The organism is Ruegeria sp. H8, assembly GCF_056532905.1.
Genome location: NZ_JBQFNY010000001.1, coordinates 40,177 through 65,829, shown reverse-complemented (window position 1 = coordinate 65,829; position 25,653 = coordinate 40,177). Strand labels below are relative to the sequence as shown.

Here is a 25,653-nt window from a genome sequence, read left to right as displayed (position 1 = left end):
GATGCACAAGAATTCAGGCGGACCAATTGAATGGCTCATACCGTTGGCCTTCGTCGCGACTGCCAGTTGGCTTGTTTGGCATCTTCCAGCATTCCTGTTGGATTGGCTGCCTTACACCTCTGAATCCCTCAAAAGTCAGGTAACGGAAATATATCTACGCAGCGACGTCACGCCCGAATTGCCTGGTGTGTTCGGGGGGTTTGTCGACATCATCGACGTGGCTGCGCTCGTCCTTCTGCCGTTTCTTGCAGTGATTGGTACAAAGACCGTGCGCCCGGCGACGATGGAGTTCGAAGGCTCGACGGTTATGGATCGTTTCGCCCTGTTCATCGGCCGAGTTACGATGATGATGATCGCAATCATGACTGTCGTCATGCTCTACGAAGTCTTCATGCGCTATATCCTTGAGAAGCCGACCGAGTGGGCCAACGAAATGACACTGTGGTTCGCCAGCTTTGTGTTTTTGATGTCTGGCTACTATGCCATGCAGCAACGCAGTCACATACGAATATTCCTGCTTTACGACGCAGTTCCACGTTGGCTTCAGCGCGTTTTTGACACGGTTTCAACAATACTGATCGTCCTGTTTGCCTTCTTTCTGGTCTACGGCAGTTACAAACAGGTGTTCGTCAACAAGCTCTATAAATGGGAGCTTTACGGCTCCGCCTTCAATCCTCCGATCCCGGCGACGTTGCAGCCGATGGTACTGATCGTGATTACGCTCGTCGCAATGCAGGCAATTTTGAACTTGGTTGCGGATTGGAACAAAGAACCGGAAATCCATACAGATGAACCGGACGAAGACGAAATTGAAATGATCAAAAGGGCGGTGGGACAAGACTGATGGATATTGGAACAATCTCACTCATCCTGATGGTCGCCCTGATCATTCTCCTGGCGATCGGGATGCCCCTGGGTCTGGCCTCGGCTTCGCTTGCGGTTCTGGTTCTTGTCCTGAAGTTCGAACCGACACTCCTTTTGAACCCGTTTTCATTCGGCGACGGGATTCTCACCGGGCGGCCAGGCACTGGGCCGCTCTATATCCTCGCGCAAAAGATATACGGGCTCTTAACGGACTACGTGCTTATTTCCGTGCCTTTGTTCATCTTCATGGCGTCGCTGCTAGAGCGGTCCGGGATCGCGCGCGACATGTATTCGTCGCTGAATGTCTGGCTGTCCAGAACGCGTGGCGGTATCGCGATCGTGACCTCGATCATGGCAGTGATCATGGCGGCCATGTCCGGCATCATCGGCGGTGAGGTGGTCCTGCTGGGCCTGATCGCCCTGCCCCAGATGCTGCGCCTCGGCTACGATCAGAACCTCGCCATCGGCGTCATCTGCGCCTCGGGGTCGCTGGGGACCATGATCCCGCCCTCGATCGTTCTGATCATCTATGGGCTGATCACCGAAACCTCGATCAAGTCGCTGTTCACCGCGTCTTTCATTCCAGGCTTCATGCTGGCCTCGATGATCATCCTGTACATCATCATTCGCACGCAGCTGAATCCTCACCACGCGCCGCTGCCGGAACCGGACCCGAGCGACCCCGAACCGGCCGAAAAGCGCAAACTGTTTGCGGCCTTCATGAGCATCGTCGTCGCTGGGTTTTCTACTGTTCTTTTTATCCGGGCCGCGTTTTTCGAGCTTTCCGGCTCGAACGCTGCCAGCCAGGGCGAGCCCGCACGGTTGGGTACGGCTGACTACCTGCCCTGGTTTGCCGGCATCACGATCATCGCGCTACTGCTGATCTTCTTCGTCTTTGGCAGACAGCGCGCCAAAATCGGGTGGGAAATGGGCAAAGGTCTCGTCGCGCCGCTGGTCGTCATCGGCGTCGTACTCGGCTCGATCTATGGCGGGATCACCGGCATCACCGAGGCTGCAGGCATGGGCGCCTTCGCCGTTCTAATCATCGCCATCCTGCGGGGCGAAGGATCGTTCGAGCTGGTTTGGGACAGCTTGATGCGGACGCTCAAATCCACAGGCACCATCATATGGGTCACCATCGGGGCCGCCGCGCTGGCGGGTGCCTACACCATTGCCGGCGGGCCCCAATACGTTGCCGATCTGATCGTCGGGCAGGACCTGCCGACGATGCTGGTCATTCTGGTGATGATGCTGATCCTGCTGTTCATGGGCGCGTTTATGGATTGGGTCGGCATCGTGCTGCTAATTATTCCGGTCTTTCTGCCGATCGTCCTGCGCCTTCCTATCGAGGAAATCGGTCTCATTGGCGAGTTGCAACCGAGTCATGTCGCGATCTGGTTTGGCGTCGTGTTCTGTATGAACATGCAGGTCAGCTTCCTGTCCCCCCCGTTCGGCCCGGCTGCGTTCTATCTGAAATCTGTAGCTCCGCCGCATATCAGCCTGACGGATATCTTCCGCGGCTTCCTGCCGTTCATCGGGATCCAGTTGTTGGCACTTTCCGTTCTTCTGATCTGGCCGGGCATCATCGCGCTGCTTTTGTGAGGTTGCACACATGCTGACACAAGATCAGATTGGCAAGTTCCAGACCGATGGATACCTCGTGGTCGAGGATGTAATTCCCGGCGATGTCCTGGATCGGGTGCAGTCCGAATACTCGGATGTCCTGAGCCGGCTATATGACGGTTGGTACGAAAAAGGGCTGGTCAAGGACGAGCCATCCGGGATGTCCTTCTGGGACAAACTCCTGTCCGCCTATCAGGCCGGTTGCGACTATTTCCAGCCGCTGGACATCTCATTGCCCGGCGACCGGATCATGGCGGACACACCTTTCCATATTGGGCCCGCCGTGTTCGACTTGCTGACGGCCCAACCCATGCTGGACATCGTCGAGCAGTTGATCGGGCCAGAGTTGGTCAGCAATCCGATCCAGCATGTTCGGCTGAAGCCCCCTGCCCTCAAGCTGTCCAAGGACGAGGTGCGGGCGCATATCACCGCAACGGACTGGCATCAGGACCGGGCAGTTGCGTTGGAGGATGCGGACCAGACCGACATGGTCACGGTCTGGATTGCCGTCAACGATGCAACGGTCGAAAACGGCTGCCTGCAAGTGCTGCCGAAGGCACAGGACCAATCCATCCTGCCGCATTGCGCGCGGACGCAGACAGGCATTGCCGACGGGTTCATTGACGAAGACCGCGCCCTGCCCCTGCCTGTCAAGGCAGGCGGGATCATCCTGTTTCACCCTCTGACACCACATGCGTCGCTGGTCAATGAAACGGACCGGTTCCGCTGGTCGTTCGACATCCGCTTCAGTCCAGCAGGCCAACCCACCGGTCGAGACCATTTACCAAGCTTCATCGCGAGGTCCAGATCGCGCCCCGAAACCGAGCTGCGTGATTGGCGTGTCTGCAAGTCAAATTGGGAGGCGGCGCGGGCAAGGCTGTCCGGGCAGCCGCACATAGATATTCACCGGTGGACATCGGACTCGCCCTTTTGCGCTTAGACTCGGCTCCCAGGAAAGCTGATTATGACTTTTGTACGTTTAGATCGAACGGATAGGGTGGTGGTTGCAACTCGGCCTCTGGAGGCCGGCAGTTTGGTCGAGGATGTCACGACCAATGCGCGCATCCCCTCGGGCCACAAGGTCGCCACGCAGATGATTGTACCGGGCGATCCGGTAAGAAAATATGCCCAGATCATCGGTTACGCGACCCAAATGATCCACCCCGGCGATCATGTGCATACCCACAATGTCGAGTTCCGCAACACCAGCGTGGACTATGAGTTTGCGACGGATCACAGGCCTATGAGACCCGCCGCTTCGGTTGATACGTTCATGGGCTACCACCGGGACAACGGTCGGGTCGGTACGCGCAATTACATCGCGGTTCTGACCACCGTGAACTGTTCGGCGACGGCGGCTCGCATGATCGCCAATCACTTCACGCCGGACAAGCTGGCCGAGTATCCAAATGTCGACGGCGTGGTGGCTTTTGTCCACGGAACAGGCTGCGGAATGGCCGATTCAGGCGACGGTTTCGAAGCTCTTCAACGGGTCATGTGGGGGTTTGCCAAACATCCCAATCACGCTGCCGTTCTGATGGTCGGTCTGGGCTGCGAGATGAACCAGATCGACTGGCTGCTGGACGCGTATGGGCTGAAGCAAAGTCCCACCTTCCAGACGATGAACATCCAGAACGTCGCCGGATTGCGCCGGACCGTGGAAATGGGCATCAGCAAGATCAACCAGATGCTGCCCATTGCCAATGAGGCGCGGCGCAGCGAAGCCCCGGCGTCCGAACTGATGGTTGCGCTGCAATGCGGTGGCTCGGACGCTTGGTCCGGCGTGACCGCGAACCCGGCGCTCGGACATGCCTGCGACCTGTTGGTTGCGCAAGGCGGCACAGGTGTCCTTGCGGAAACACCCGAAATTTACGGAGCCGAACACCTTTTGACTCGCCGCGCCCTTAGTCGCACAACTGGAGAAAAACTGATCGGACTGATCGATTGGTGGCAGGACTATACCGCTCGCAATCACGGTTCGATGGACAACAACCCAAGCCCCGGCAACAAGCAAGGGGGTCTGACGACCATCCTAGAGAAGTCGCTGGGGGCAGCGGCGAAGGGCGGCACCACCCCTTTGACCGGTGTATTCAGATACGCCGAACCCATCACCGCCAAAGGCTTCACCTTCATGGACAGCCCCGGATATGATCCGGCCTCGGTGACCGGGCAGATCGCGGCTGGGTGCAACCTTGTGTGCTTCACCACGGGACGCGGCTCTGCATTTGGGTCCAAACCGGCACCCACGCTGAAAATCGCTACCAACTCTGAATTGGCAGCACGCATGCCCGAAGACATGGACGTGGATGCGGGCGACATTCTGACCAAAGGCGCCAGCGTCGAAGAAAAAGGACAGGAAATATACCGACGGCTGCTCCAAGTCGCCTCTGGCGCGCGGACCAAGTCCGAGGCGCAGGGCTTGGGTGATTACGAATTCGTTCCATGGCAGATCGGAGCGGTGATGTGAAACGGATCCTTGTAGCCGGCGGCGGATTGATAGGTATCCGCCACGTGCGCGCCGTGATTGAGCATCCCGGCTGCATGTTGGTCGGGTTGGCCGATCCGGACGGTTCGATCCAGATCGACGCGCCGCGTTTTGTCAGCATGGATGAGGTGCGGGACCCGGTGGATGGCGTCATCATTGCAACGCCGACCCGCCTGCATGCCGAACATGGCATTCTGGCGGCATCCCGCGGTTGGCACATGCTGATCGAAAAGCCGGTTGCCGCGTCGGTGGAGGATGCCCTGCGCCTGAAGACGGCCGTTCGTCAAGCCGAGATCCGCAGCCTGGTGGGGCACCACCGGCGGTATCACAGCACCTTGCAGCACCTGAAAAAAGTGATCGAGAACGGTACGATCGGACAAGTCATCAACGTCTCGTTGTTGTGGGCCATGCGCAAGCCCGAAAGCTATTTTGAACAGAACTGGCGGACTTCGGATGGCAGCCCGGTCATGATCAACCTGGTGCATGATATCGATGTTCTGCGCTTTGTGATCGGAGAAATCTCGGATGTCGTCGCCCTGCCCGGCGCGTCGATCCGCGGATCGGATCGGATAGAAAGCGGCGCGGTCGCGATTGCGTTCGAAAACGGCGCGACGGGCGCCATCAGCTTTGCTGACACCGCGCCCAGTCCCTGGGGGTTTGAAGCCGGAACCGGCGAAAATCCGAACATCGGCACGACCCACCAGGACATGATGTGGATCACGGGAACCAGCGGCGCTGTCAGTTTTCCCTCCATGACCCTGTGGCGCGGAAATGATTGGAGCACTGCGGCCCAAAAAAACCAACTTACACGAACGGAACAGCAACGCGCACCGCTGGAGGCGCAACTGGATCACTTTCTTGACGTGATCGACGGCGCGTCTCCACTGATCGACGTCGAGGATGCGGCCCGGACGCTCGAAGTCACATCAAGGATCGAAATGGAGCTTAAGGCGCGATCAGCTCGAATGCGGGCGCCGGCCTGATGTACATGCGGTCCGGCAATATACCTGCCACTCAAGAACCAGCGATTGTCCTCCGGGGCGAATTAGCATCCAAACCGCGAAACCGCACACGCCAGACACAAGAATGAAAACCAGACACATTCACGGAAAGGGAAACCAATGAGCAAACCATCAATCGGGTTTATCGGCCTGGGTCTCATGGGCGGAGCCATGGTGAGCCGGCTGTTGGACCAGGGATACTCGGTCACCGTGCTGGGAAACCGAGACCGCACACATCTGGACGTCGCCATTGACCGGGGCGCCCGCGAGGCGCAAAACGCCCGGGAGCTGGCTCAGGCCAGCGACATCGTGATGCTGTGCATGGGAACCTCTGAACAGGTCGAAGGCCGTATGCGCGGTGCTGATGGAGTGATCGCGGGATTGAAACCCGGGGCGATCCTCATCGACTTTGGCACCTCACTTCCGGGCAGCACGCGCGCGCTGGCCAAGGAGGTTGCCGCAGCCGGCGGAAGCTATCTTGATGCTCCGCTTGGCCGGACGCCCTCGCACGCGCTGGAAGGCAAGCTCAACATCATGACTTCCGGCGACAAGGAGGCCTTTGACAAGGCCGAGCCGACACTAAAGGACCTGGGCGAGAACGTCTTTTACCTTGGCCCGGTCGGATCGGGACATACCATCAAACTGATCAACAACTTCTTCGGAATGACCGTTGCGAACGCGATGGCCGAAGCCTTTGCCATGGCTGATATCACCGGCGTTGACCGCAAGCAGCTGTATGACGTAATGGCCGCAGGGCCGCTGCATTCCGGAATGATGGATTTCGTCAAGGCCTACGGTGTCGAGAATGACCCAAACCAGCTGGCCTTTGCCATCAAGAACGCTGCAAAAGACCTTGGTTACTATGATCGAATGGCGCGCGAGGCAGGCGTTAAAAGTGTGATGTCGCAGGGGGCGCTTTCGGCGCTGAACGACGCGCGCGACCACGGTCAGGCGGATGACATGGTCAGCCAGATGGTTGACTACTACGTCAAGCGTTTCGACACCTGATCGATGGGCGTCACCGCCAACCCCACTGCGGACCTGCCGCGCCTTGGCATCGTGCTGATGCTGATGGCGTGGCTGTTCTTTTCGCTGGTGGACCTTGGGGCCAAGTGGCTGGCGTTGGCCGGCGTGCCGGCATTTCAGTTGGCGTTCATGCGTTATGCGGGGCACTTCGTGATCTCGGTGGGCGTGATCGCCAAGGGCGGGATCGAGGCTGGCCGGTTCAAGACGGACCACCCATGGCAGGTGATAAGCCGGGCCTTGCTGCTGATCTCGGCGACTGTTTTCAACTTTTATGCCCTGCGGTTTTTGCCTCTGACCGTCGTATCGGCAATCATGTTTTCCAGCCCGGTCATCGTGTGCTTCCTGTCCGTCTTCGTGTTGAAAGAAAGCGTGGGCCCATGGCGTTGGGCGGCCATCATCCTGGGCTTTCTGGGGGTGTTGGTTGTCGTGCGGCCGTTTGGTTCGGCCTTTCATCCAACCATGTTGCTGATCGTCTACAACGCCACGGCGTTGGCCCTGTACTCGATCATGACTCGCAGGCTGTCCGGAGTTGTTGCGGTGGACACCATGCAATTCTACCTCGGGCTTACCGGGACTGTGGTTCTGTTACCCTTCGCCCTCTGGTTCTGGGTCCAGCCGGAAAACACCTGGAGCCTGATTGTCCTGATCGGCCTTGGCGTCTTTGGCTGGGGCGGGCATCAACTGCTGACGAACGCGCATCGGTTCGGAACGGCCAACCAGTTGATGCCATTCACCTATTCGTTCCTAGTCTATGTTGCGATTTGGGGCTATCTGTTCTTTAACACGGTACCGGATGCATTCACGTTGGCAGGAGCTGCGCTGATCATGGTCGCCGGTCTCATCATCTGGAAAAGAGAAAAGAAATGACGCGAATTGCCTGCATCGGCGAAGCAATGATCGAATTGTCCATGCTGGAAACCGGCGCACAGGTAGGCGTCGCGGGGGATACGCTGAACACAGCCATCTACATGCGCCGCGCAGCGCCTGACCTGCAGGTGGAATATGTGACATGTCTGGGTGACGACCCGTTTTCGGGGCGCATCGCGGACTTCATCGACAGCCATCGCATCGGGACATCCGGCATCCGCATCATTCCGAACGCCTCTCCTGGATTATACGCAATCACTACATCCGCGGACGGTGAACGCAGCTTTACCTATTGGCGCAGTGAGGCGGCCGCCCGTCAGCTTTTTGCCGATCACAATTTCAGCCCGCTAAATGGTTACGACGTGCTCTACTTGTCAGGTATTTCCGTGGCCATTCTTCCGCATGCGGTTCGGCTTGCACTTCTGGACTGGCTCGAAGGTTCTTCCGTCCGGTTGGTCTATGACAGCAACTTTCGTCCGCGTCTTTGGGATAGCGTTGAACACGCCCGGCAGATCAACCAGCGGCTTTGGCGGCGTGCTGACATTGCCCTGCCATCCATCGACGACGAGATGGCACTGTTCAGGGAAAGCGCGGATCAGGTGGCAGCACGCTTTGCCGTCCATCACGGCATCGGTGCGTTGAAACGCGGTGAGAACGGACCTCTGTCCATCGGTCAGCACATTGAACAAACCTATGAACCTGCCAAGAGCGTACTGGATACCACAGCAGCGGGCGACAGTTTCAACGGTGGGTACCTCGCGGCCTTACTGACCGGGAAATCACAGGCCGAGGCCCTGATGGCTGGACACAATCTGGCATCCACCGTTGTTCAGTTCCGCGGCGCGATCATTCCTGGATAAGTGGCGCGAGGTCTTCGGCCCCGACAAGACGCAAAAGCGGCACTAGCGGATCTTGCTGCTTTACCGCCGCGTCAATCTCCGACGCGCAAGGATCATTCAGCGCCCTGCCCTTGGCGGTCTCGGACGTGCAATAGGAAATCCAGGCCCGCACCCCCGCGATCACCGCCTGAGACCCGGTTTCACGGAGTGTGGGAATAAACCGATAGGACAGCTTTTGGCTGCCATCCATCGCTATTTGGTCCAAACGGTGCGCCAGCTCGGGGTTTTCAAACCGGCGCAAGAGAGCCTCGGCATAGTCCATGACCTGCGCTTGCAGCGCAGCGGGCAGCGTTGCGCCCGCATCCTTCAAGAACCCGGAAACCAGCGGGCGCAAAACCGGGTCTCGAACCGCTTCGTGAACGTAGGTCAGGCCCCGCTCCAAACCTGCATAAGCCAACAGGGAATGGGCACCGTTCAACATGCGCAGCTTTCGCATCTCGTGCGGGGCCACATCATCGACCAGTTGCACGCCAGGCCAATCCGGATGCGGACCGGCAAAATTGTCTTCGACCACCCACTCCGAGAACGCTTCGGTCGGAACGGCCATTGGGTCGCCGCTGATTGCGCGAACGGCGTCCGTAGTGGCCGGGGTAATCCGGTCGACCATCGCGTTGGGAAAGCAAACGGCATCCCAATTGACGTCCAGACCGGCTGCATTCGCAAAATCGGAAACGGCCATCTCGAGCGTTTTTCCGTTTTCCATGCGGTTGTCGCAACTCAGCACCGTCACTGGCTTTCGCCGTTCCGCAAGGCCAAAAGCCAGAAACCCGATCAGCGTCGCAGGCCCTTGCCCCGCCAGATCGGCGGCAATCGCCGAGTCCTGAAGGTTCAGCTTGCCCGCGGCATCCAAATGATAACCTTTCTCGGTCACGGTCGCCGAGATAATCTCGGCATCCGCCATCGCGTCTAATACCGCTGCACGATCCTCGGGCGCGACCAGAACGTCCCGCAGAGCCTTGATGCGCCGGACGCCCTGCCCCTGTACGCACAGGTCGTACTCGAAACCCTGACGGGCCAATCCATCCCGAACCGAGGATGAACGCAGGCTGACACCGACAACGTCCCATCCGCCCGCTTGATCGGTGTAGTCCAGCAAATGCGCCCGGGCAAAGTTTCCGAGGCCGAAGTGAAGAAGTGTACCCATCTAGCTTTGCAACCCATAAACCTGTTTCGCCAGATCGTTCGCCAGCAACCGAGCAAGATGCTCGGCACTGTCCCGACCGAAGTAACCGCGCGCAACCTGCTCGGCCAAATGAATCGCCACTCCCCGCCGCCAGAGGTCGTGTCGTGCAGGAATGGACAGAAAAGCCCGCGTGTCGTCATTGAATCCGGCCAGGTTGTAATATCCGGCCGTTTCGACGACCTGATCGAAATACCGCGCAATCCCGGCCGGGCTGTCGTGGAACCACCAAGGCGGTCCGATCCGAAGGCACGGCCAATGTCCCGCCATAGGGGCCAATTCACGGGCATAGGTGCCTTCGTCCAGTGTGAACAGAATGATGCGCAGTTCCGCCGAGTTTCCGACCCGGTTCAACAGCGCCTCAAGGCCCGTGACCCAATCCATCGCGATTGGAATGTCGGCCCCTTTGTCCCGTCCAAAGTCCCGCAATACAGCGTGGTTCGTGTTGCGCTTGCTGCCTGCATGTATCTGCATGGTCAGTCCATCATCGACAGACATCTGCGCCATTTCGATCAGCATATGCCCATAGAACCGGCGAGCATCCTGTTCGGTCCCTTCCCTCCGTCTCAGCCGCTGGTACATCGCATCCGGATCTTCCAGCCACTCGGTCTGCACGCGTTCGATACCGTGGTCGGTGGCTGTACAGCCCAGCTGGATGAAATAAGCCCGCCGCATCCGCAGCGCATCGAGATAGCCATCATAGCTGCCCAGATCGCAACCTGTCAGTTCGGCCAACTTGTTCAGGTTCTGTACGAACTCCGGATCCGCCCCATCCAAAACCCCGTCTGGGCGGAACGTCGGAACAACCCGCCCGCCCCAACCGCTTGCACGGATCTCCTGATGCTCCACGAGGTCGTCGAGAGCGGAATCCGTGGTAGCCAGAACCTCGATCCCAAACCTGTCGAACAAAGCCCTCGGGCGAAACTCGGGTTGCGCGAGCTTTTCTGAGATCTTGTCATAGATCAGGTCTGCCGTGCGCGAAGACAACTCGTCAGACACGCCCAGCGTTTCATGCAGCACGTAGTTCATCCAGATCCGGGATGGCGTTCCCAGAAACAGATGCCAGTGCTCGGCAAAGGTGCGGAACACGGCGCGAGGATCCTTTTTTCGTCCCTCTTCCCCAACGCCAAGTTCGGACAAGGGAACGCCCTGCGAATAGAGCATACGGAAGACGTAGTGGTCGGGAACCACCAACAGCTCTGCCGGGTTGGGAAACGGCGCATCGGTTGCAAACCAACCCGGATCGCAGTGACCATGCGGAGACACGATCGGCAGGTCTTTGATGCCCAGATACAGGTCTTCTGCCATCCCATTCAAATTACCAGTCAATTCTGCCTCCGATACTGCCGCCCGCAATTGTTAACACAGTTTTTAATGGTTGCATCTTTCCCGTTCGAACCCGCAGACTGACCGGGTGATCCGGGGGATTGAATGAATATCGCGTTGATTGGTTTGGGGATGGTTTCTGGCACGCATGTCGCCGCCATTCGGGCATCGGAACAAGGCCTCAGTCTTGCCGGCGTCCTCGGGCACAATCCTGAAAAAACAGCTGAGTTCGCGCGGCGAAACGATACCCGCGCATTCGGCTCGGTCGAGGAAATTGCAAACGACCCAAACGTTGACTTCGCGATCATCGCAACCCCGCCCGATCAGCGCACAGAGTTGGTGCGGGTTCTTTCGACCGCTTCGAAACCGATCCTGATGGAAAAACCCATCGAAAGAACGCTGGACGCCGCGACAGCCATTGTCGAGCAGTGCGAGATGTCTGGCGTGCCGCTGGGCATCGTCTTTCAGCACCGCGCCCGCGCCGCCTCGCAGGCGCTGAAATTAGCCATCGAACAGGACGAGTTGGGCGCGATCGCCACGGTCGAGATCCGTGTCCCCTGGTGGCGCGATCAAAGCTACTATGACGAGCCTGGTCGCGGCACTTATGCACGCGACGGTGGCGGCGTCATGATCTCGCAGGCAATCCACACGCTTGACTTAGCGATGTGGATGCTGGGGCCGATCTCGGACATTCAGGCCGTGATGAGGAAAACTCCACTACACGATCTCGAGGCCGAGGATTGGGCAGGTGCAGTCTTTGAAATGGGTAACGGCGCGGTAGGCACGTTGATGGCAACCACCGCCGAATTTCCCGGGTCTGCTGAGTCCATCACGATCCAGGGCACCCTAGCCAAAGCGCATCTGGAGTCAGGTGCCCTGACCGTGACCACTTTCGACGGCCGGGAATCCACGGTCGGCGAGACCGCCGCCACAGGCGGAGGGGCCGATCCCATGGCGTTCACACATGCCTGGCACCAGGCGGTCATCGAGGACTTCGCCAAGGCCGTTTCCAGTGGAACGCAGCCCATGGCCACCGGACGCAGTGCCCTTTTGACACACGCCGTCATAGACGCGATGCAGATCGCCAATCGAACCGGCCAGAGAACACGAGTCATCTCATGAGCCTGACCTGCGTCGCCCTTGGCCTAGACCACCGCCATATCTATGGCATGACGGAAAACATGCGCAAAATCGGCGTGGACTGCGTTGGCTATTGGACACAAGGCGATCCGGAAACGCTGGCGGGCTACGTCAAAAGGTTTCCCGATATTCCGCGGCTGGCCCGACTGGAAGACGCCCTGACCTGCGGGGCGGATCTCGCGCTGATTTCGGCAATACCGGCAGATAGGGCCGCGTTGACGATCCGCGCCATGCAGAATGGCATGGATGTCATGAGCGACAAGCCGGGCTGCACGACGTTCGAACAACTCGACCAGATCAAAAGAGCGGTCGCAGACACCGGTCGGATCTGGTCGGTGAACTTCTCGGAGCGGTTCGAAACGCCCGTCAGCACCCGGGCCACCGAGCTGGTCGAGGCCGGTGCCATCGGGCGCGTGGTCCAGACGGTCGGACTTGGCCCACACCGATTGAACCGGGCGACCCGGCCAGAATGGTTTTTTCAGCGTGACCGATATGGCGGCATTCTGACCGACATCGCCTCGCATCAGATTGATCAGTTCCTGCATTATACAGGTTCGAAAACCGCAGAAATCACAAACGCTTATGTGGCAAACTACGCAAACCCAAACGATCCCGGATTGCAGGATTTCGGCGAGGTCAATCTGCGCGGCGAGAATGGAACCGGGTACATCCGGGTTGACTGGTTCACGCCGGATGCCCTGCCAAATTGGGGGGATGGTCGTCTGACGATCCTGGGCACGGAAGGATATATCGAGTTGCGGAAATATGTCGATGTGGGTGGAGCCCCGGGGACAGATCATCTGATCCTCGTCAATGGTGAAACCTGCCAAAGGATCGACGCATCCGACGCCGGCCTTCCCTACTTTGCGCGCCTGGCCGATGACATTCGCAACCGGACTGAAACCGCAATGACGCAGACCCACTGCTTTACGGTCATGGAACTGGCACTGCGCGCGCAGGAAATGGCGGAACGCAGATGATCAACGTTGCGATCCTCGGCGCAGGTATCGGTGCGCAACATCTGAGCGCACTGGAACGGCTTGACCGTACTTTCCGGGTAACCGCTGTGGTCGACCAGAATATCGACCGGATCGAACAGATACGGCAGAACTCGGGTTTTCGAGCATTGATCAACATTCAGGACGCTCTGGATGATCCGACGATTGATGTCATCGACATCTGCCTGCCGCCCCATCTGCATGTACCGACTACCCTTGCAGCACTGGCCGCAGGAAAAAACGTTGTCTGCGAAAAGCCTCTTGCGACCTCGATGCGGGATGTGGATCGGATCACGGCAGCCGCACGCAGCGCGGGCAAGCGTGTCTTTCCGGTTTTTCAATACCGGTGGGGCCCGTCACTGGCCCAATTGCGCCACCTGCAACGCGCAGGCCTGACCGGAGCGGTCCAAACTGCCGCGCTTGAAACCCATTGGTCCCGAGGGGCAGACTATTACGCGGTGCTGTGGCGGGGAACATGGGCCGGGGAACGCGGCGGCGCAGTGCTGGGCCATGCAATCCACAACCATGATCTGCTGTCTCATATCGCGGGCGACATCACCTGGGTGTCCGCAATGACCACAACGCGGGTCAACCCGATCGAGACCGAAGACTGCGCTGCGATCTGCTTCGGCATGACTTCCGGAGCCTTGTGCACAAGCAATATTACCTTGGGCGCAGCCACGGACGAAACCCGCCTGCGGTTCGTCTTTGAAAAACTGACCGCCACTTCTGGCACCGAACCTTACGCTCCGGGTCAAACGCCCTGGTCATTCGTCGCACGGGATCCGGCGGATCAAGCCGCTATCGACGCGGCTCTTGCCGCTGCCGCTGCCGAACCAACGGGGTTCGAAGGGTTCTTTACTGAAATCGGCAAGGCGCTGCAGTCCGAGACAAATTCGGCCGTTACGTTGAAGGATGGCGCTGCGTCCATCGGCCTTGTGACGGCGATTTATCACGCGGCGCGTACCGGGCAGCGCGTTGCTCTTCCTATCAGGCCCGATCACCCGCTGTATGAAGGATGGCTGCCATGAAACAATGTTGGCGTTGGTTCGGACCCGATGATCCGATCGCCCTGGCCGATCTCCATCAGGTCGGGGTTCAGGGCATCGTCACCGCGCTGCATCACATCCCTCCGGGACAGCCCTGGGATGAACAGAGCATCGCCGACCGGCAGGCCGTTCTGGCCGCGGCCGGGTACAGTTGGGACGTTGTCGAAAGCCTGCCCGTCTCCGAGGCGATCAAGACGCAGTCGGCGGACATGGCCGAGCATCTGAAGGCGTACAAATCCAGCCTCCGGGCCCTGTCCGCCCGTGGCGTCAAAGTCGTTTGCTACAACTTCATGCCGATCCTGGATTGGACGCGCACCGCCCTTCGCGCCCCGCAGCCGCATGGCGGAACGGCCATGCTGTTCGACCTGACCGACTTTGCTGTATTTGACATACATATTCTCGAACGTCCGGGCGCGCCCGAAGACTATTCCAGCGCCGTCCAGCAAACGGCCAAGGATCGCTTCTTGCACATGTCGGATGAATCCAAAGCCCAGTTACAGCACAATGTCACTGCGGGATTGCCCGGCGCCAACGATCAGTGGAGCGTGCAGGACGTGCGCGCTTTGTTGCAGACATATGCGAATATCGACCGTGACCGGCTGCGCGCAAACCTCATCGACTTCCTGTCTGAGGTCGCCCCAGTCGCCCAAGAACTGGGGCTGCGCTTGTGCTGCCATCCTGATGACCCGCCATTCTCGTTGCTTGGCCTGCCGCGGATCATGTCCAGCTCCGATGACTACGGCGCCGTTTTGGATGCGGTTGATATGCCCGCGAACGGTGCAACCTTGTGTACCGGATCGCTGGGTGTTTCCCCTGAATTCGATGGGCCGGAGTTCGTGCGCCGGCATGGCGGCCGGATTCACTTTGTTCACTTGCGAAATACCCAACGCATCGCGGGGTCGGACAGACATAAGCCGGATTTCTATGAGGCTCCGCATCTGGAGGGCGACACCGACTTGGTCGGCACCATTCGCGAGCTGATGAACGAACAACGCCGCCGCAAATCCCAAGGACGCAGCGACTGGCAAATTCCAATGCGGCCTGACCACGGACAAGAACTGCTGAGCGATCTGGGCGGACACAGCACTCCGGGCTATCCGCTGATCGGGCGTATGCGCGGGCTGGCGGAACTGCGCGGCATTATGGCGGCGTTCTCGTAACGCGTCCGGTCAGGCGGTTTCTTCCCGCCCGGAACACTTCTTTGCTTGCCTGAACGCCGCATTCTTCGTTTACTTACGGCACGTAAACGGGCAGCGGGGTGTCTTCCGGACTCGCCCGACGTCTGTTCAAGACGCGTGAAACTCCCGCGAAAACCGATGCGATTGGGCATCATTTTTCGAAACGTCTGCCATACGGAAATGGCGGAAAAACGGGAGGACTCCAATTGAAAACTGCAGGCGTAATCGGTCTTGGCGACATGGGCAGCGGCCTTGCCAAGAACCTAATCAAGAATGGTTTTGAAACCTCCGGTTTCGACCTGAGCGAGACACGCATGACGGCATTTGCCGACATGGGCGGCCTGCCCAAGAACAGCGTTGGACAGGTTGGTCGTCACGCCGACAGCGTATTTGTCATGGTGATGAACGGAGATCAGGCACGCGATGTCATTCTGGGTGAAGACGGACTGGTTGCGAATATGCCCAAAGGCGGAACGGTCATCCTGTCGGCGACCATTACCCCGGCCGAAGCCCGCGCTATCGGGCAAGACATGGCGGGCTCGGGCATCCACCTGATCGACACGCCGGTCTCGGGTGGGTTTCCCGGCGCGCAAAACGGCACATTGACGATGATGGCTGCCGGTGCCGCGGATGTACTGGACCGAAATGCCGAAGTCATGCAGGCAGTGTCAGCAACCATTCATCGGGTCGGAGAAAACGCCGGCGACGGCCAAACCGTGAAAGCCTGCCTGCAATCCCTTATCGGATCGATCTTTTCCGCCACATTCGAGGCTGCGGCCCTGGCGGCCAAAGCCGGTGTCAGCGGTCAAGCATTGCTTGACGTGTTCTCATCCTCCAGCGCGGGGTGCGGTGTGGTGAATACCGCCCTTGAAAACATCATTGATCGCAAGTTCGAGGCTACCGGCAGCCACATCGCAACCATGCACAAGGACCTGACGATCTCTCTGGCACTGGCCGGTGCATTGGGTGTTCCGATGCACACAGCCTCGTCCGCAATGCAGATCTTTCACGCCGGAAAAACCAAATACCCGAACGGCGACAATTGGGTGTGTACGCGCGTCATCGAAGAGATCGTTGGCGCAGAATTGCATCGCTGAGGGGGCTGAACATGAAACTAGGTGTGATTTGCGACGGCATTTCCCGCGATTTGCGGCATGCCGTGGACGTTATGGACGAATTCGGTCTGGACTATGCAGAGCTTCAGTTCGTAGGCGACACCGAGGTCGGGGACCACTCCCCGCAGCAAATTGCCGAGATCGACGCGCTCTTGCGTGACCGGGGCAAGCCTGTGTCCTGTCTGTCGCGCCATATCTTTGCCGGGATGACAGCTGCAAACAGGCCCGGTGACGACCTGCACACCGGGCACATGGACGCCTTGAAACGCGTAATCGACATGGCGCATGTTGTTGGGTCTCCGCTGGTTCGGATCATGACCCAACGAAAAGAGCAGATACTCTGGGGAAAAAACGGCGCCGAAAAGTGGAACGTAGCACATGGGGTATGGGACTCGATGCCTCCGTTAATCGCGCCAGCGGTTGAACTGGCAAGGGCCGAGGGCGTGACGTTAGTCGTAGAAACCGGAAACGGCACCCTGGTCAACTCCAACTATACAGCCCGCAAGCTGATTGACGAGTTGGACGCAAAAGATGCTTTGAAGGTGCTGTGGGACCCCGGAAACAACTGCTGGTGCCATGAACTGGCATATCCGGACGGTTATGAAGAGTTGCGCGGTGGTTATCTGGGTCACATTCACATCAAGGACGTAAAGGTCGACACACCGCGGGCAACGCTGGAAGTGCGCCGCATAGGGGAAGGTCAGCTTGCGCCTCTGTTCCAACCCATCGCGGGCGCGCTCCGATCCGACAGCTATGATGGCGTCATTTCCTTCGAGAGTGTTTATCACCCCGGCAACGGAAATTTCGAAGAAGGGTTTCGTCTGTGTGTAGACAGGTTCAAGAGCCTGTTTGCATGAATGAAGCGCTAATGTACGTTATAAATCATACACTTGAGCCTCATGGTTGCGTGCCGAATGGGGTGCGGGTAGCTGGGCGCATTCGCGCAAGATCAAGGAAAGGGTCTGATGGATGAAGCAAGAGTTTTTTGAGCTGTCCATTGAAACGCCCGGCAAATCGCTCACCGACATCAGCGGGATTGTTCAGCGTGTGGTGTCCGAACATAGATTTGGCTCGGGTCTGCTGACCCTTTGGTGCGTCCACACAGGTGCCGCGCTGTTGGTGCAAGCCAATGCCGATCCCGAAGTGGTCAAGGATATCGAGACGTTCTTCGAGAAAATCGTACCCAAGTCACCAGGGAAGTATCACCACCGCCCGACCGAAGACGACAACGCCCCGTCGCATCTGCGGGCGCTGTTGACGCAAACTCAGGTATCGATCCCGGTCGAACAGGGGCAGCTTCCGCTGGGCCGCGTGCAAAGCCTGTACCTGTTCGAACATCGCGAGGCACCTAAAACCCGCCGATTGAAGGTGCACTACATCGGGGATTGATGCCTTGGGTCCCATGGAGGGTTGACGGTGCTACCGCCCCATCCAGCCCCCGTCGACGACAAGGATTTCACCGTTGACGTAGTCCGACGCGGCAGAAGCCAGAAAGACCACCGGTCCGGCAAAATCACCAGGCGTACCCCAGCGGCCCTGAGGTGTTCGTTCCAGGATCGACTTCGACCGGACCGGATCGTCCTGCAGGGCTTGGGTATTGTCGGTCGCGATGTAACCAGGGGCGATCGCATTCACGTTCACGCCCTGCCCAGCCCATTCGTTGGCCAAAGCTTTGGTAAGCTGTCCAATCCCGCCTTTCGAGGCCGCGTAGCCCGGCACAGTGATGCCACCCTGAAATGTCAGCAGCGATGCAGTGAAGATGATCTTTCCAGAGCCGCGCGCCAGCATGTCCTTGCCGATTTCTCGGGACAGAACGAACTGCGAGGACAGGTTCACCTCGATCACTTCGTCCCACCAGTCGTCCGGGTGTTCGGCGGCGAGTTTTCGTTTGATCGTGCCGGCATTGTTGACAAGGATATCAATAGCTTGTCCGTCTGCCCTCAACTGATCAATAAACGCATGCAACGCGGCGCGATCCGAGAAATCGCATTGGTAAGCCCGGAAATTGCGTCCCATCGCCGTCACAGCTTTTTCGACATCCGACCCGGACAGCTCAAGCGAGGCCGACACTCCGATGATATCAGCTCCGGCCGATGCCAATGCCTCGGCCATGCCGCGCCCGATGCCGCGTTTGCACCCGGTCACAAGCGCAGTCTTTCCCGTCAGGTCGAAACTTTGCAAAACACTCATGAACGCGGTCCTACTTCGATCAGGCTTTTCATTGCGGTTGGGCTGCGATCCAGTGCTTCGAACGCAGCCTGAATGTCTGACAGAGGGCTTACGTCGGTAATCACAACATCCGCGTCCACTCCGCCCGAGGCGACAACTGCGATCGCCTTCTCGTAATCCTCCGGCTCATAGACCCGAGCACCGATCAGTTGCAGCTCTCGCCAGAAGAATTGGAACAGGTCGATCTGGGGCTTTAGGGCATGGATCGCGACCATCACGATCCGGGCCCGCGTCGCGGCAACGGCGGTCATCGCATCAACACCGGGCTGCGTTCCCGATACCTCGAACACCACATCCGCCCCTTTGTCGCCCGTGCGCGCGTTGATCGTCGTCACCAGATCGGTTTCGATTGGGTTGATCGTGTCAAAACCAAGCTTTTCGGCAATCGCCAGACGGTTCGGATTCACTTCTGAGATTACGACATTGCCACCCGCGTCCCGCGCGACCATGGCAACCAGTATGCCGATCGGGCCGCCGCCGATGACGACAACGTCCTCGCCAGGTTGCAGGCCGGATAGCCGCACATCGTGGCAGGCAACGGCGACCGGCTCGATCAGCGCCGCGTGATCCATGCGCAAGTCATCCGGCAGAACGTGCAACGTGTGGGCCGGAACGGTCCAGATCTCTTGCATGGCGCCATCAGTGTCGAGGCCCAGGAACTTGAGGTTCTGGCAGATATGCTGATGCCCCCGTTTGCAGGCCCGGCATTCTCCGCAGTGATCCAGCGGTCGGACAACGACCTTCTGGCCGGGTTTTACCGCATCGACGCCCTCGCCCACCGCTTCGACGACACCGGACATCTCGTGTCCGATTACCCGGTTCAGACCGACACGGGCATCCATGTTACCGTGGTAGACGTGCATATCCGTCCCGCAAATCCCGCAATAGGCAACGCGAATGGCGACCTCGCCGGGGCCCGGAGCTGTCGCCGCGGCCTGTTCTACGGCAAAGCTCTTGTTGCCCCGGTAAAACGCCGCAGAGATCGTCTGGGTCGTCATGTATGCATCTCCTTGTGTTCCGCATTCAGTTTGTCCCAGTCGAATTCCACTCCGGTTCCCGGCGTATCCGGGGCCACGGCCAGGCAGTTTTCCACAACCAGCGGACGGGTCGTGTACTGGTCTATCGGGAATGAGTGTACTTCCAGCCACCCCGCGTTGGGTTGCGCCGAAACGAGGCTAACGTGCAATTCCTGCATGCCATGGCTGCAAACCGGAATGCCATGCTGAGCGCTCAGCGCGGCCACGCGCAACCAGCCGGTGATCCCGCCGCAATTTGAGGCATCGGGCTGGATGAAACTCAGCTTCGCATCATCAAAGGCATACTCGAATTCGTGAATGGTGTGCAGGTTTTCACCCATGGCAAGGGGAACGCCTGTGGCTTCGGCAATTCGGCCATAGCCTTTGTAATCATCTGGAATAGTCGGTTCCTCGAACCACAGAATATCGCAGTCGGCGAACCCTCGGGCGGCCTCGATGGCCTGTTCGACGCTCATGGAGTAATTCGCATCGACCATGAAGAACCGGTCCGGCCCCAACATTTCGCGCACCGCCCGGGCGCGCGCCAGATCATCGGCCAGATCCGGTTGACCGACCTTGATCTTGACCGCGTTGAACCCACGCGCAAGGTAGCCTTCGGTCTGGCGCAGCAGTTTCTCTAACGAGAAATTCAGGTCGATCCCGCCAGCATAGGCCTTGCACTGTTTGGACGCTCCGCCGGCCATTTGCCACAGCGGTGCATTCTGCGTTCTGCCGCGAATGTCCCAAAGGGCAATATCCACGGCCGAAATAGCGAACGAGGCGATCCCGCCCCGTGCAACGTAGTGCACATGCCACTGCATGGCATCGTACAGGCTTTCGATCTGTTCGGCGTCTTGTCCAACCAGGAATGGCGCAAGGTCATGCTGGATCATCGCCAGAATGGCATGACCGCCTTTGCCGCCCGTATAGGTGTACCCAACCCCATCAACCCCATCCGACGTTTGAATGGTGACGGTGATCAATTGAAAGAACGTGTGATCCCCATGTTTGGCGTCAACCAGGACTTCGGCGAGCGGGACGTTGAACAGCCGCGCTGAAACACTTTCTATGCGATTCACGAACCCAAGACCTTCTGCTGCCTGGCAATAACCCGAGACTGTAAAAGGATGACCGCAAAAAGAAAGCCTCCACGTATGACCATCTGCCAATAGGCGCTGAAACTGATGGTCCCCTGACCGTTTTCAAAGTTCAGAACGTTGAAGACCAGACCCAGCAGCAGCGCGCCGGCCACTGTCGCGGGGATCGATCCCATTCCACCCGTCAACAGAGTGCCGCCCACAACGACGGATGCGATGGCCGACAATTCCCATCCGATGCCCTCAAGGGGTTGTCCGGCTCCAAAGCCCGAGGCCAGAAAGACTCCGGCCAGCCCGGCACAGCCACCCGACAGCAGGTAAACGAAAGCCTTGGCCCGGTTGACTTTCAGGCCCATGAGGTTCGAGGCATCCTCGCTGCCCCCGATCGCCAACACGGTCCGCCCGATGGTTGTTCTTTCCAGCACCAGCCAAAGTGCCAGCGTCAGTCCGGCCACGATGACGATTGCCCATGGAAACAGGCCGAACGCCTGCCCCATGCCAAGCTTGGTGAAATTCGACCCCCAATCAACCGAAATTGTCTGGGCGCCCGAAATCACCAATGCGCCGCCTTTGGCGGCCAGCATGGTCGCCAATGTGGCGATGAAGGGCGGAATCCGAAGGATGATGATGCAAAAGGCGTTAATCGCTCCGAAGCCCACCCCGGCAAGCACGGCCCCCGGCAGCGCAACCTGAATCCCGTATGGGCTGAGATAGGCCGCAACAACCGAGGTAAAGGCCGCCACGGATCCAACCGACAGATCAATTCCGCCGGTCATGATCACAAAACACATGCCCAGCGCAATCGCGATGAACATCGCGTTGTAATTCAGGAAAGACGAGAAGTTGTAGGCGCTGCCAAAGTTGTCATAGCGCATCAACCCAAACAGGATCAAAGCCAGCAGTGCGATCCACACTGTCACCGAGGCAGAATTGCGCCGAATGTACTTTCGCAGGTCAAAAGCCGTTTCATCCAACATCGATCAAGCCCTCCGGAACTGCTGGACCCAAACGGCCAGGATAATGATGACAGCTTTGGCGATCAGTGCAACTTCGTCCTCTACCCCGTTGGCCAGCAATGTATATTTGACTAACTGGATGATCACGGCTCCCAGTATGGCACCAAAGATCGGCGCCCGCCCGCCTTGTAAAAGAGCCCCGCCGACAACCGCGGCCGCGATGGCATCAAGTTCCATCAGATTGCCGTTGCGCGCAGCATCCGAGGCCGAGTTGATCGCAACCACGATCAGACCCGCCAGGCCCGCAAGCACCGCGCAGATGACATAGGCCCCGATCTTGACCCGCCGGACGGGACCACCCGACAGGTAAGCCGCGCGTTCATTGCCGCCTATCGCCAGCAGGTAACGGCCCCATGTGGTTCTGGTGATCACCCAGAACAGCACACAGGCAATGGCCAGCGCCAGCCAGCCTTGAAACGGCAAGCCAAGCACTTTTCCGGTTCCAAGATAACTGAATGAAGGGTTTGAAAATGTCTGTAGGTTCCCGTTCGTCAAAACCTGGGCAATACCGCGACCAGAGATGAAGAGAATGAGCGTTGCCACAATGGGCTGAACGTTCAATATGGCAACCATCACTCCGTTGAACACCCCGCATAACCCTGCGATGAACAGCGGCAGGATAATGGCCAAAGTGACGCCGAGCATTGGATTCGCGGTCCCCAGATCCGACAGAAATATCAGCGGGGCCAGCGCCCCCGCCAGAGCCATGACCGCGCCAACCGACAGATCAATTCCACCCGTGGCGATGACCAACGTCATACCCATGGCCACGATGGCGATCGTGGCAACCTGGCTGATATTTACGAACAAAGTTTGCAGTTGCAGGAAATTGGGGGTGAAATACGCGTTGAACACCAGCAGGGCGACCAACGCGGCGATGCCGCCGTGAAAGCGGAAGGGCATCGATGCGACCCGTTGCGGCAACTTCATTGCGCGGTCCATGAACCAGTTCCTTCTTCATGATGCGCAAGCGCGCGCACCAGTATGTTCTCGGTAATCCCGGGGTTTGTCAGTTCCTTGACCGAGTGCCCCTCGTGCATGACAACGATGCGGTCGGCGCCTTCCACCAGTTCTTCGAACTCCGAACTGATGAGGACAACGCCGAAGCCCTTTTCGACATAAGACCGAATGAACGACTGGATCTCTCGCTTGGCGCCGACATCCACACCTCGGGTCGGCTCGTCCAGTATCAGGATGTCGGGCTGCGTCGCCAGCCAGCGGGCAAGCAGCACCTTTTGCTGGTTGCCGCCGGACAACTCGCGAATGGGTTGGTCCATATGCGCTGCCTTGATGCCCAGATCGTCGATGAACGCCTGAACGATCTCGCGCTCGCGGGCAAAGTCGATCTGACCACGGCTGGCCAGCTTCGGCAGCAGGGCCAGTGTCATGTTCTCGCGCACGGACATGTCTGGAATGATCCCTTCGGTCTTGCGATCTTCGGTCAGAAAGCCAACCCCGTTTGTGATTGCGTCACCCGGACCGGACGGTTGCCCGACCGCACCGTGCAGCTCGATTGCGCCGCTGCGTGCCCCGTCTACACCGAACAAAGCGCGCGCGGCCTCGGTCCGACCCGAGCCCAGAAGCCCGCCCAGCCCAACGATTTCTCCGCGGTGGAGCGTGAGGTCAAAATGCGTCAGCCGCGGGCCTGTCGAAACAGAGTCGGCCCGCAAGACGATATCGCCTTTCTTGGCCTTTGCGCCGGCGAAATCCGTCAGACCGTCTGCCGCGATCTCGTCCTTGTTGCGGCCCAGCATGTCCGCGATCATTTCCAGTTTGGTCGTGTCCCGGACGTTGCGCGTGCTGACGGTACGCCCGTCTCGCATCGTTGTGACCCGATCGCAGATCTGGAACAGCTCATCGAGGAAATGCGAGACATACAGGACGGAAACGCCCTGTTTCTTTAACTCGCGCACCACACCGAACAGAACTTCGACTTCGCTGGCATCCAGTGAAGACGTTGGTTCGTCCATGATGACCAGTTTCGCGTCCAGCGAAACGGCCCGTGCAATCGCAACCAACTGCTGGATCGCTGTCGAGAAATTTCCCAGCGGCTCGGTCACGTCGATTACTATGCCAAAGCGCGCAAGAACCTCGCGTGCGCGCCTGTTGCCCTCGCGCCAGTCGACCAGAAAACCGAGACGTTTGGGCTCGTACCCCATAATGATGTTCTCGGTCACTGACCGAAGAGGCACAAGGTTGAGCTCTTGATAGATCGTGGCAATTCCGGATTCCTGTGCTTCGCGCGGGGTGGAAATGCGGCTTGGCACACCGGCCAGATGGACGTCACCGACATCCCGGTCGTAAACTCCGGTCAGAACCTTGATCATCGTCGATTTACCCGCACCGTTCTGGCCGATCAGCGCATGAACCTCGCCGGGTGCGATCTCAAGGCTGGCCTGGCTGAGTGCCGGTACACCGGCAAAGGACTTTTCAATTCCCGACATCGAGACGAGCGCATTCATGAGATGTCTTCCTCCGATTGCTTGCAGGCGGCGCCGACCACAGGCCAGCACCACCCACCAGGGAGAATCAATAGGCTTCGTCGATGTGATCGGCCGCATTGTCCTTGGTGAAGATGCGATCTTCGACCTTCACCCATTCCGGGATCGTCTCGCCGGCCGCGTATTTCTTCATGACTTCACAGGCCAATGGGCCAAAGAAGGGCGAGCTTTCCACCGTTACCCCCATCTTGCCATCGATAATGGCCTGAAGCGCGTCGCGTGTCCCGTCGATCGAAACGATGGTCACGTCCTCGCCGGGCTTGCGGCCAGCCAGTTCCAAAGCCTGAATCGCGCCGATCGCCATCTCGTCATTATGGGCGTAAACCACGTTCACGTCTGGATGCGCCTGAAGCAGGGTTTCCATCACTTGTCGACCCAGGTCGCGTGCAAAATCACCGGTCTGAGAGGCCACGATCTCAAAACGGTCATCCGCTGCAATCGCGTCGTCGAAACCTTTTTTGCGGTCATTTGCAGGTGAAGACCCTGTCGTGCCTTCCAACTGTACAATGATGCCTTTGTCGCCGTCGAAATTCTCCATCAGCCATTGTGCGGCCCGGCTGCCCTGATCAATGAAGTCGGACCCAAGGAATGCCACGAAATGCTCGCCCGGCTTGGCAACGGCCGGATCAACCGAGCGGTCCACCAGAAAGGTTGGGATTCCCGCAGCACGGGCCTTCATAACGGCAGGGATCAGCGGCTTTTCTTCCCGCGGGGGCAGGAACAGAACGTCGATACCTTGCGCGATCATGCTGTCCACATCCGCAACCTGCTTGGCAGCAGATCCAGCCGCATCCGTCGCGATCAGATCCCAGCCACAGGCCTCGGCCGTGTCATGGAACGATTTCGTCTCAGCAATGCGCCACGGGTTGTTCGACTCCATCTGCGCAAAGCCGACCTTGTAGCGATCCTTCTGCTCAAGCGGTGGTAGATCCTGTGCCATCGCCGTAGTGCCCAAGAGCGCACCCGCGACAACAGTCGAGATCAAAAGAGTTCTGCGTTTCATGGTTATTCCTCCTCCATTGGTGCGGTCGCCTCCGTTTTGA

General features: G+C 58.7%; 23 protein-coding genes and 1 pseudogene. 15 read left to right on the top strand and 9 right to left on the bottom strand.

The genetic code is table 11. The features are described from left to right. The first annotated feature begins 1 nt into the window (after position 1). The 8 genes and pseudogenes from ACR0A2_RS00290 to ACR0A2_RS00255 all read left to right on the top strand — a co-directional run bounded on the left by ACR0A2_RS00290 (position 2) and on the right by ACR0A2_RS00255 (position 8,726). Positions 2-844 (top strand): TRAP transporter small permease subunit, encoded by an 843-nt coding sequence (locus ACR0A2_RS00290; RefSeq protein WP_174829330.1) that lies wholly within the window; start codon positions 2-4, stop codon positions 842-844. Continuing rightward, complete coding sequence (locus ACR0A2_RS00285; RefSeq protein WP_480833684.1) at positions 844-2,466, top strand: TRAP transporter large permease; 1,623 nt, start codon at positions 844-846, stop codon at positions 2,464-2,466. Before ACR0A2_RS00290 ends, ACR0A2_RS00285 begins: the two co-directional genes overlap by 1 nt. Positions 2,467-2,476: 10 nt before the next feature. Further along, positions 2,477-3,427 (top strand): phytanoyl-CoA dioxygenase family protein, encoded by a 951-nt coding sequence (locus tag ACR0A2_RS00280; protein ID WP_480833683.1) that lies wholly within the window; start codon positions 2,477-2,479, stop codon positions 3,425-3,427. A 24-nt stretch (positions 3,428-3,451) separates the two neighbouring features. Beyond that, the gene (locus ACR0A2_RS00275; protein ID WP_480833681.1) at positions 3,452-4,954 is read left to right on the top strand and encodes a UxaA family hydrolase; all 1,503 of its coding nucleotides are present in this window, start codon (positions 3,452-3,454) and stop codon (positions 4,952-4,954) included. Then, positions 4,951-5,955: a Gfo/Idh/MocA family protein gene (locus ACR0A2_RS00270; protein WP_480833680.1), complete on the top strand. Its 1,005-nt coding sequence runs from the start codon at positions 4,951-4,953 to the stop codon at positions 5,953-5,955. The genes ACR0A2_RS00275 and ACR0A2_RS00270 overlap by 4 nt, the downstream gene beginning before the upstream one ends. Positions 5,956-6,057: 102 nt before the next feature. Further along, positions 6,058-6,981 (top strand): annotated as a pseudogene (locus tag ACR0A2_RS00265) (NAD(P)-dependent oxidoreductase); the annotation flags it as partial. A gap of 3 nt (positions 6,982-6,984) precedes the next feature. Further along, positions 6,985-7,866 carry a DMT family transporter gene (locus ACR0A2_RS00260; protein WP_171227993.1) on the top strand — a complete coding sequence of 294 codons (882 nt, stop codon included), beginning with the start codon at positions 6,985-6,987 and terminating at the stop codon, positions 7,864-7,866. Beyond that, entirely contained in the window at positions 7,863-8,726 is an 864-nt protein-coding gene (locus tag ACR0A2_RS00255) for a sugar kinase (RefSeq protein WP_480833679.1), read from the top strand. Before ACR0A2_RS00260 ends, ACR0A2_RS00255 begins: the two co-directional genes overlap by 4 nt. On the opposite strand, the gene ACR0A2_RS00250 is transcribed toward ACR0A2_RS00255, so the two are convergent. After that, complete coding sequence (locus ACR0A2_RS00250; protein WP_480833678.1) at positions 8,713-9,909, bottom strand: mannitol dehydrogenase family protein; 1,197 nt, start codon at positions 9,907-9,909, stop codon at positions 8,713-8,715. The genes ACR0A2_RS00255 and ACR0A2_RS00250 overlap by 14 nt on opposite strands. Next, positions 9,910-11,253, bottom strand: a complete 1,344-nt coding sequence (gene uxaC, locus ACR0A2_RS00245) for a glucuronate isomerase (protein ID WP_480834443.1) — start codon at positions 11,251-11,253, stop codon at positions 9,910-9,912. 123 nt (positions 11,254-11,376) lie between these two features. Between uxaC and ACR0A2_RS00240 the strand changes: the two genes are divergently transcribed. The 7 genes from ACR0A2_RS00240 (at position 11,377) to ACR0A2_RS00210 (ending at position 18,140) form a co-directional block, all read left to right on the top strand. Continuing rightward, a complete protein-coding gene (locus ACR0A2_RS00240) occupies positions 11,377-12,393 on the top strand; it encodes a Gfo/Idh/MocA family protein (RefSeq protein ID WP_480833677.1) in 1,017 nt (338 codons plus the stop codon). Beyond that, positions 12,390-13,391 carry a Gfo/Idh/MocA family protein gene (locus ACR0A2_RS00235; RefSeq protein ID WP_480833676.1) on the top strand — a complete coding sequence of 334 codons (1,002 nt, stop codon included), beginning with the start codon at positions 12,390-12,392 and terminating at the stop codon, positions 13,389-13,391. Before ACR0A2_RS00240 ends, ACR0A2_RS00235 begins: the two co-directional genes overlap by 4 nt. Further along, the gene (locus tag ACR0A2_RS00230; protein ID WP_480833675.1) at positions 13,388-14,440 is read left to right on the top strand and encodes a Gfo/Idh/MocA family protein; all 1,053 of its coding nucleotides are present in this window, start codon (positions 13,388-13,390) and stop codon (positions 14,438-14,440) included. The genes ACR0A2_RS00235 and ACR0A2_RS00230 overlap by 4 nt, the downstream gene beginning before the upstream one ends. Beyond that, positions 14,437-15,618, top strand: coding sequence for a mannonate dehydratase (gene uxuA, locus ACR0A2_RS00225; RefSeq protein ID WP_480833674.1), 1,182 nt, complete (start codon positions 14,437-14,439; stop codon positions 15,616-15,618). The genes ACR0A2_RS00230 and uxuA overlap by 4 nt, the downstream gene beginning before the upstream one ends. 224 nt (positions 15,619-15,842) lie before the next feature. Further along, positions 15,843-16,733: an NAD(P)-dependent oxidoreductase gene (locus tag ACR0A2_RS00220; protein ID WP_480833673.1), complete on the top strand. Its 891-nt coding sequence runs from the start codon at positions 15,843-15,845 to the stop codon at positions 16,731-16,733. A gap of 11 nt (positions 16,734-16,744) precedes the next feature. Next, complete coding sequence (locus tag ACR0A2_RS00215; RefSeq protein ID WP_480833672.1) at positions 16,745-17,608, top strand: sugar phosphate isomerase/epimerase family protein; 864 nt, start codon at positions 16,745-16,747, stop codon at positions 17,606-17,608. A gap of 112 nt (positions 17,609-17,720) precedes the next feature. After that, positions 17,721-18,140 carry a secondary thiamine-phosphate synthase enzyme YjbQ gene (locus ACR0A2_RS00210; protein WP_480445614.1) on the top strand — a complete coding sequence of 140 codons (420 nt, stop codon included), beginning with the start codon at positions 17,721-17,723 and terminating at the stop codon, positions 18,138-18,140. 30 nt (positions 18,141-18,170) lie between these two features. On the opposite strand, the gene ACR0A2_RS00205 is transcribed toward ACR0A2_RS00210, so the two are convergent. From ACR0A2_RS00205 to ACR0A2_RS00175, 7 genes are all read right to left on the bottom strand, one after another. Beyond that, the gene (locus tag ACR0A2_RS00205; RefSeq protein ID WP_480833671.1) at positions 18,171-18,941 is read right to left on the bottom strand and encodes an SDR family oxidoreductase; all 771 of its coding nucleotides are present in this window, start codon (positions 18,939-18,941) and stop codon (positions 18,171-18,173) included. Beyond that, positions 18,938-19,978, bottom strand: a complete 1,041-nt coding sequence (locus ACR0A2_RS00200) for a zinc-dependent alcohol dehydrogenase (protein ID WP_480833670.1) — start codon at positions 19,976-19,978, stop codon at positions 18,938-18,940. Before ACR0A2_RS00200 ends, ACR0A2_RS00205 begins: the two co-directional genes overlap by 4 nt. Beyond that, positions 19,975-21,075, bottom strand: coding sequence for a mandelate racemase/muconate lactonizing enzyme family protein (locus ACR0A2_RS00195; RefSeq protein WP_480833669.1), 1,101 nt, complete (start codon positions 21,073-21,075; stop codon positions 19,975-19,977). Before ACR0A2_RS00195 ends, ACR0A2_RS00200 begins: the two co-directional genes overlap by 4 nt. Then, a complete protein-coding gene (locus ACR0A2_RS00190; RefSeq protein WP_480618071.1) occupies positions 21,072-22,070 on the bottom strand; it encodes an ABC transporter permease in 999 nt (332 codons plus the stop codon). Before ACR0A2_RS00190 ends, ACR0A2_RS00195 begins: the two co-directional genes overlap by 4 nt. Before the next feature lie 3 nt (positions 22,071-22,073). Further along, positions 22,074-23,051, bottom strand: coding sequence for an ABC transporter permease (locus tag ACR0A2_RS00185; protein ID WP_480618070.1), 978 nt, complete (start codon positions 23,049-23,051; stop codon positions 22,074-22,076). Continuing rightward, positions 23,036-24,571: a sugar ABC transporter ATP-binding protein gene (locus tag ACR0A2_RS00180; RefSeq protein WP_480833668.1), complete on the bottom strand. Its 1,536-nt coding sequence runs from the start codon at positions 24,569-24,571 to the stop codon at positions 23,036-23,038. The genes ACR0A2_RS00185 and ACR0A2_RS00180 overlap by 16 nt, the downstream gene beginning before the upstream one ends. Before the next feature lie 67 nt (positions 24,572-24,638). After that, positions 24,639-25,613, bottom strand: coding sequence for an ABC transporter substrate-binding protein (locus ACR0A2_RS00175; RefSeq protein WP_152458551.1), 975 nt, complete (start codon positions 25,611-25,613; stop codon positions 24,639-24,641). Positions 25,614-25,653 lie beyond the last annotated feature (40 nt).

Coding starts and splice junctions, on each gene's coding strand:
- ACR0A2_RS00290 (WP_174829330.1), top strand. CDS start 2: ATGCACAAGAATTCAGGCGGACCAATTGAATGGCTCATACCGTTGGCC.
- ACR0A2_RS00285 (WP_480833684.1), top strand. CDS start 844: ATGGATATTGGAACAATCTCACTCATCCTGATGGTCGCCCTGATCATT.
- ACR0A2_RS00280 (WP_480833683.1), top strand. CDS start 2,477: ATGCTGACACAAGATCAGATTGGCAAGTTCCAGACCGATGGATACCTC.
- ACR0A2_RS00275 (WP_480833681.1), top strand. CDS start 3,452: ATGACTTTTGTACGTTTAGATCGAACGGATAGGGTGGTGGTTGCAACT.
- ACR0A2_RS00260 (WP_171227993.1), top strand. CDS start 6,985: ATGGGCGTCACCGCCAACCCCACTGCGGACCTGCCGCGCCTTGGCATC.
- ACR0A2_RS00255 (WP_480833679.1), top strand. CDS start 7,863: ATGACGCGAATTGCCTGCATCGGCGAAGCAATGATCGAATTGTCCATG.
- ACR0A2_RS00250 (WP_480833678.1), bottom strand. CDS start 9,909: ATGGGTACACTTCTTCACTTCGGCCTCGGAAACTTTGCCCGGGCGCAT.
- uxaC (WP_480834443.1), bottom strand. CDS start 11,253: ATGGCAGAAGACCTGTATCTGGGCATCAAAGACCTGCCGATCGTGTCT.
- ACR0A2_RS00240 (WP_480833677.1), top strand. CDS start 11,377: ATGAATATCGCGTTGATTGGTTTGGGGATGGTTTCTGGCACGCATGTC.
- ACR0A2_RS00235 (WP_480833676.1), top strand. CDS start 12,390: ATGAGCCTGACCTGCGTCGCCCTTGGCCTAGACCACCGCCATATCTAT.
- ACR0A2_RS00230 (WP_480833675.1), top strand. CDS start 13,388: ATGATCAACGTTGCGATCCTCGGCGCAGGTATCGGTGCGCAACATCTG.
- uxuA (WP_480833674.1), top strand. CDS start 14,437: ATGAAACAATGTTGGCGTTGGTTCGGACCCGATGATCCGATCGCCCTG.
- ACR0A2_RS00215 (WP_480833672.1), top strand. CDS start 16,745: ATGAAACTAGGTGTGATTTGCGACGGCATTTCCCGCGATTTGCGGCAT.
- ACR0A2_RS00210 (WP_480445614.1), top strand. CDS start 17,721: ATGAAGCAAGAGTTTTTTGAGCTGTCCATTGAAACGCCCGGCAAATCG.
- ACR0A2_RS00205 (WP_480833671.1), bottom strand. CDS start 18,941: ATGAGTGTTTTGCAAAGTTTCGACCTGACGGGAAAGACTGCGCTTGTG.
- ACR0A2_RS00200 (WP_480833670.1), bottom strand. CDS start 19,978: ATGACGACCCAGACGATCTCTGCGGCGTTTTACCGGGGCAACAAGAGC.
- ACR0A2_RS00190 (WP_480618071.1), bottom strand. CDS start 22,070: ATGTTGGATGAAACGGCTTTTGACCTGCGAAAGTACATTCGGCGCAAT.
- ACR0A2_RS00185 (WP_480618070.1), bottom strand. CDS start 23,051: ATGGACCGCGCAATGAAGTTGCCGCAACGGGTCGCATCGATGCCCTTC.
- ACR0A2_RS00180 (WP_480833668.1), bottom strand. CDS start 24,571: ATGAATGCGCTCGTCTCGATGTCGGGAATTGAAAAGTCCTTTGCCGGT.
- ACR0A2_RS00175 (WP_152458551.1), bottom strand. CDS start 25,613: ATGAAACGCAGAACTCTTTTGATCTCGACTGTTGTCGCGGGTGCGCTC.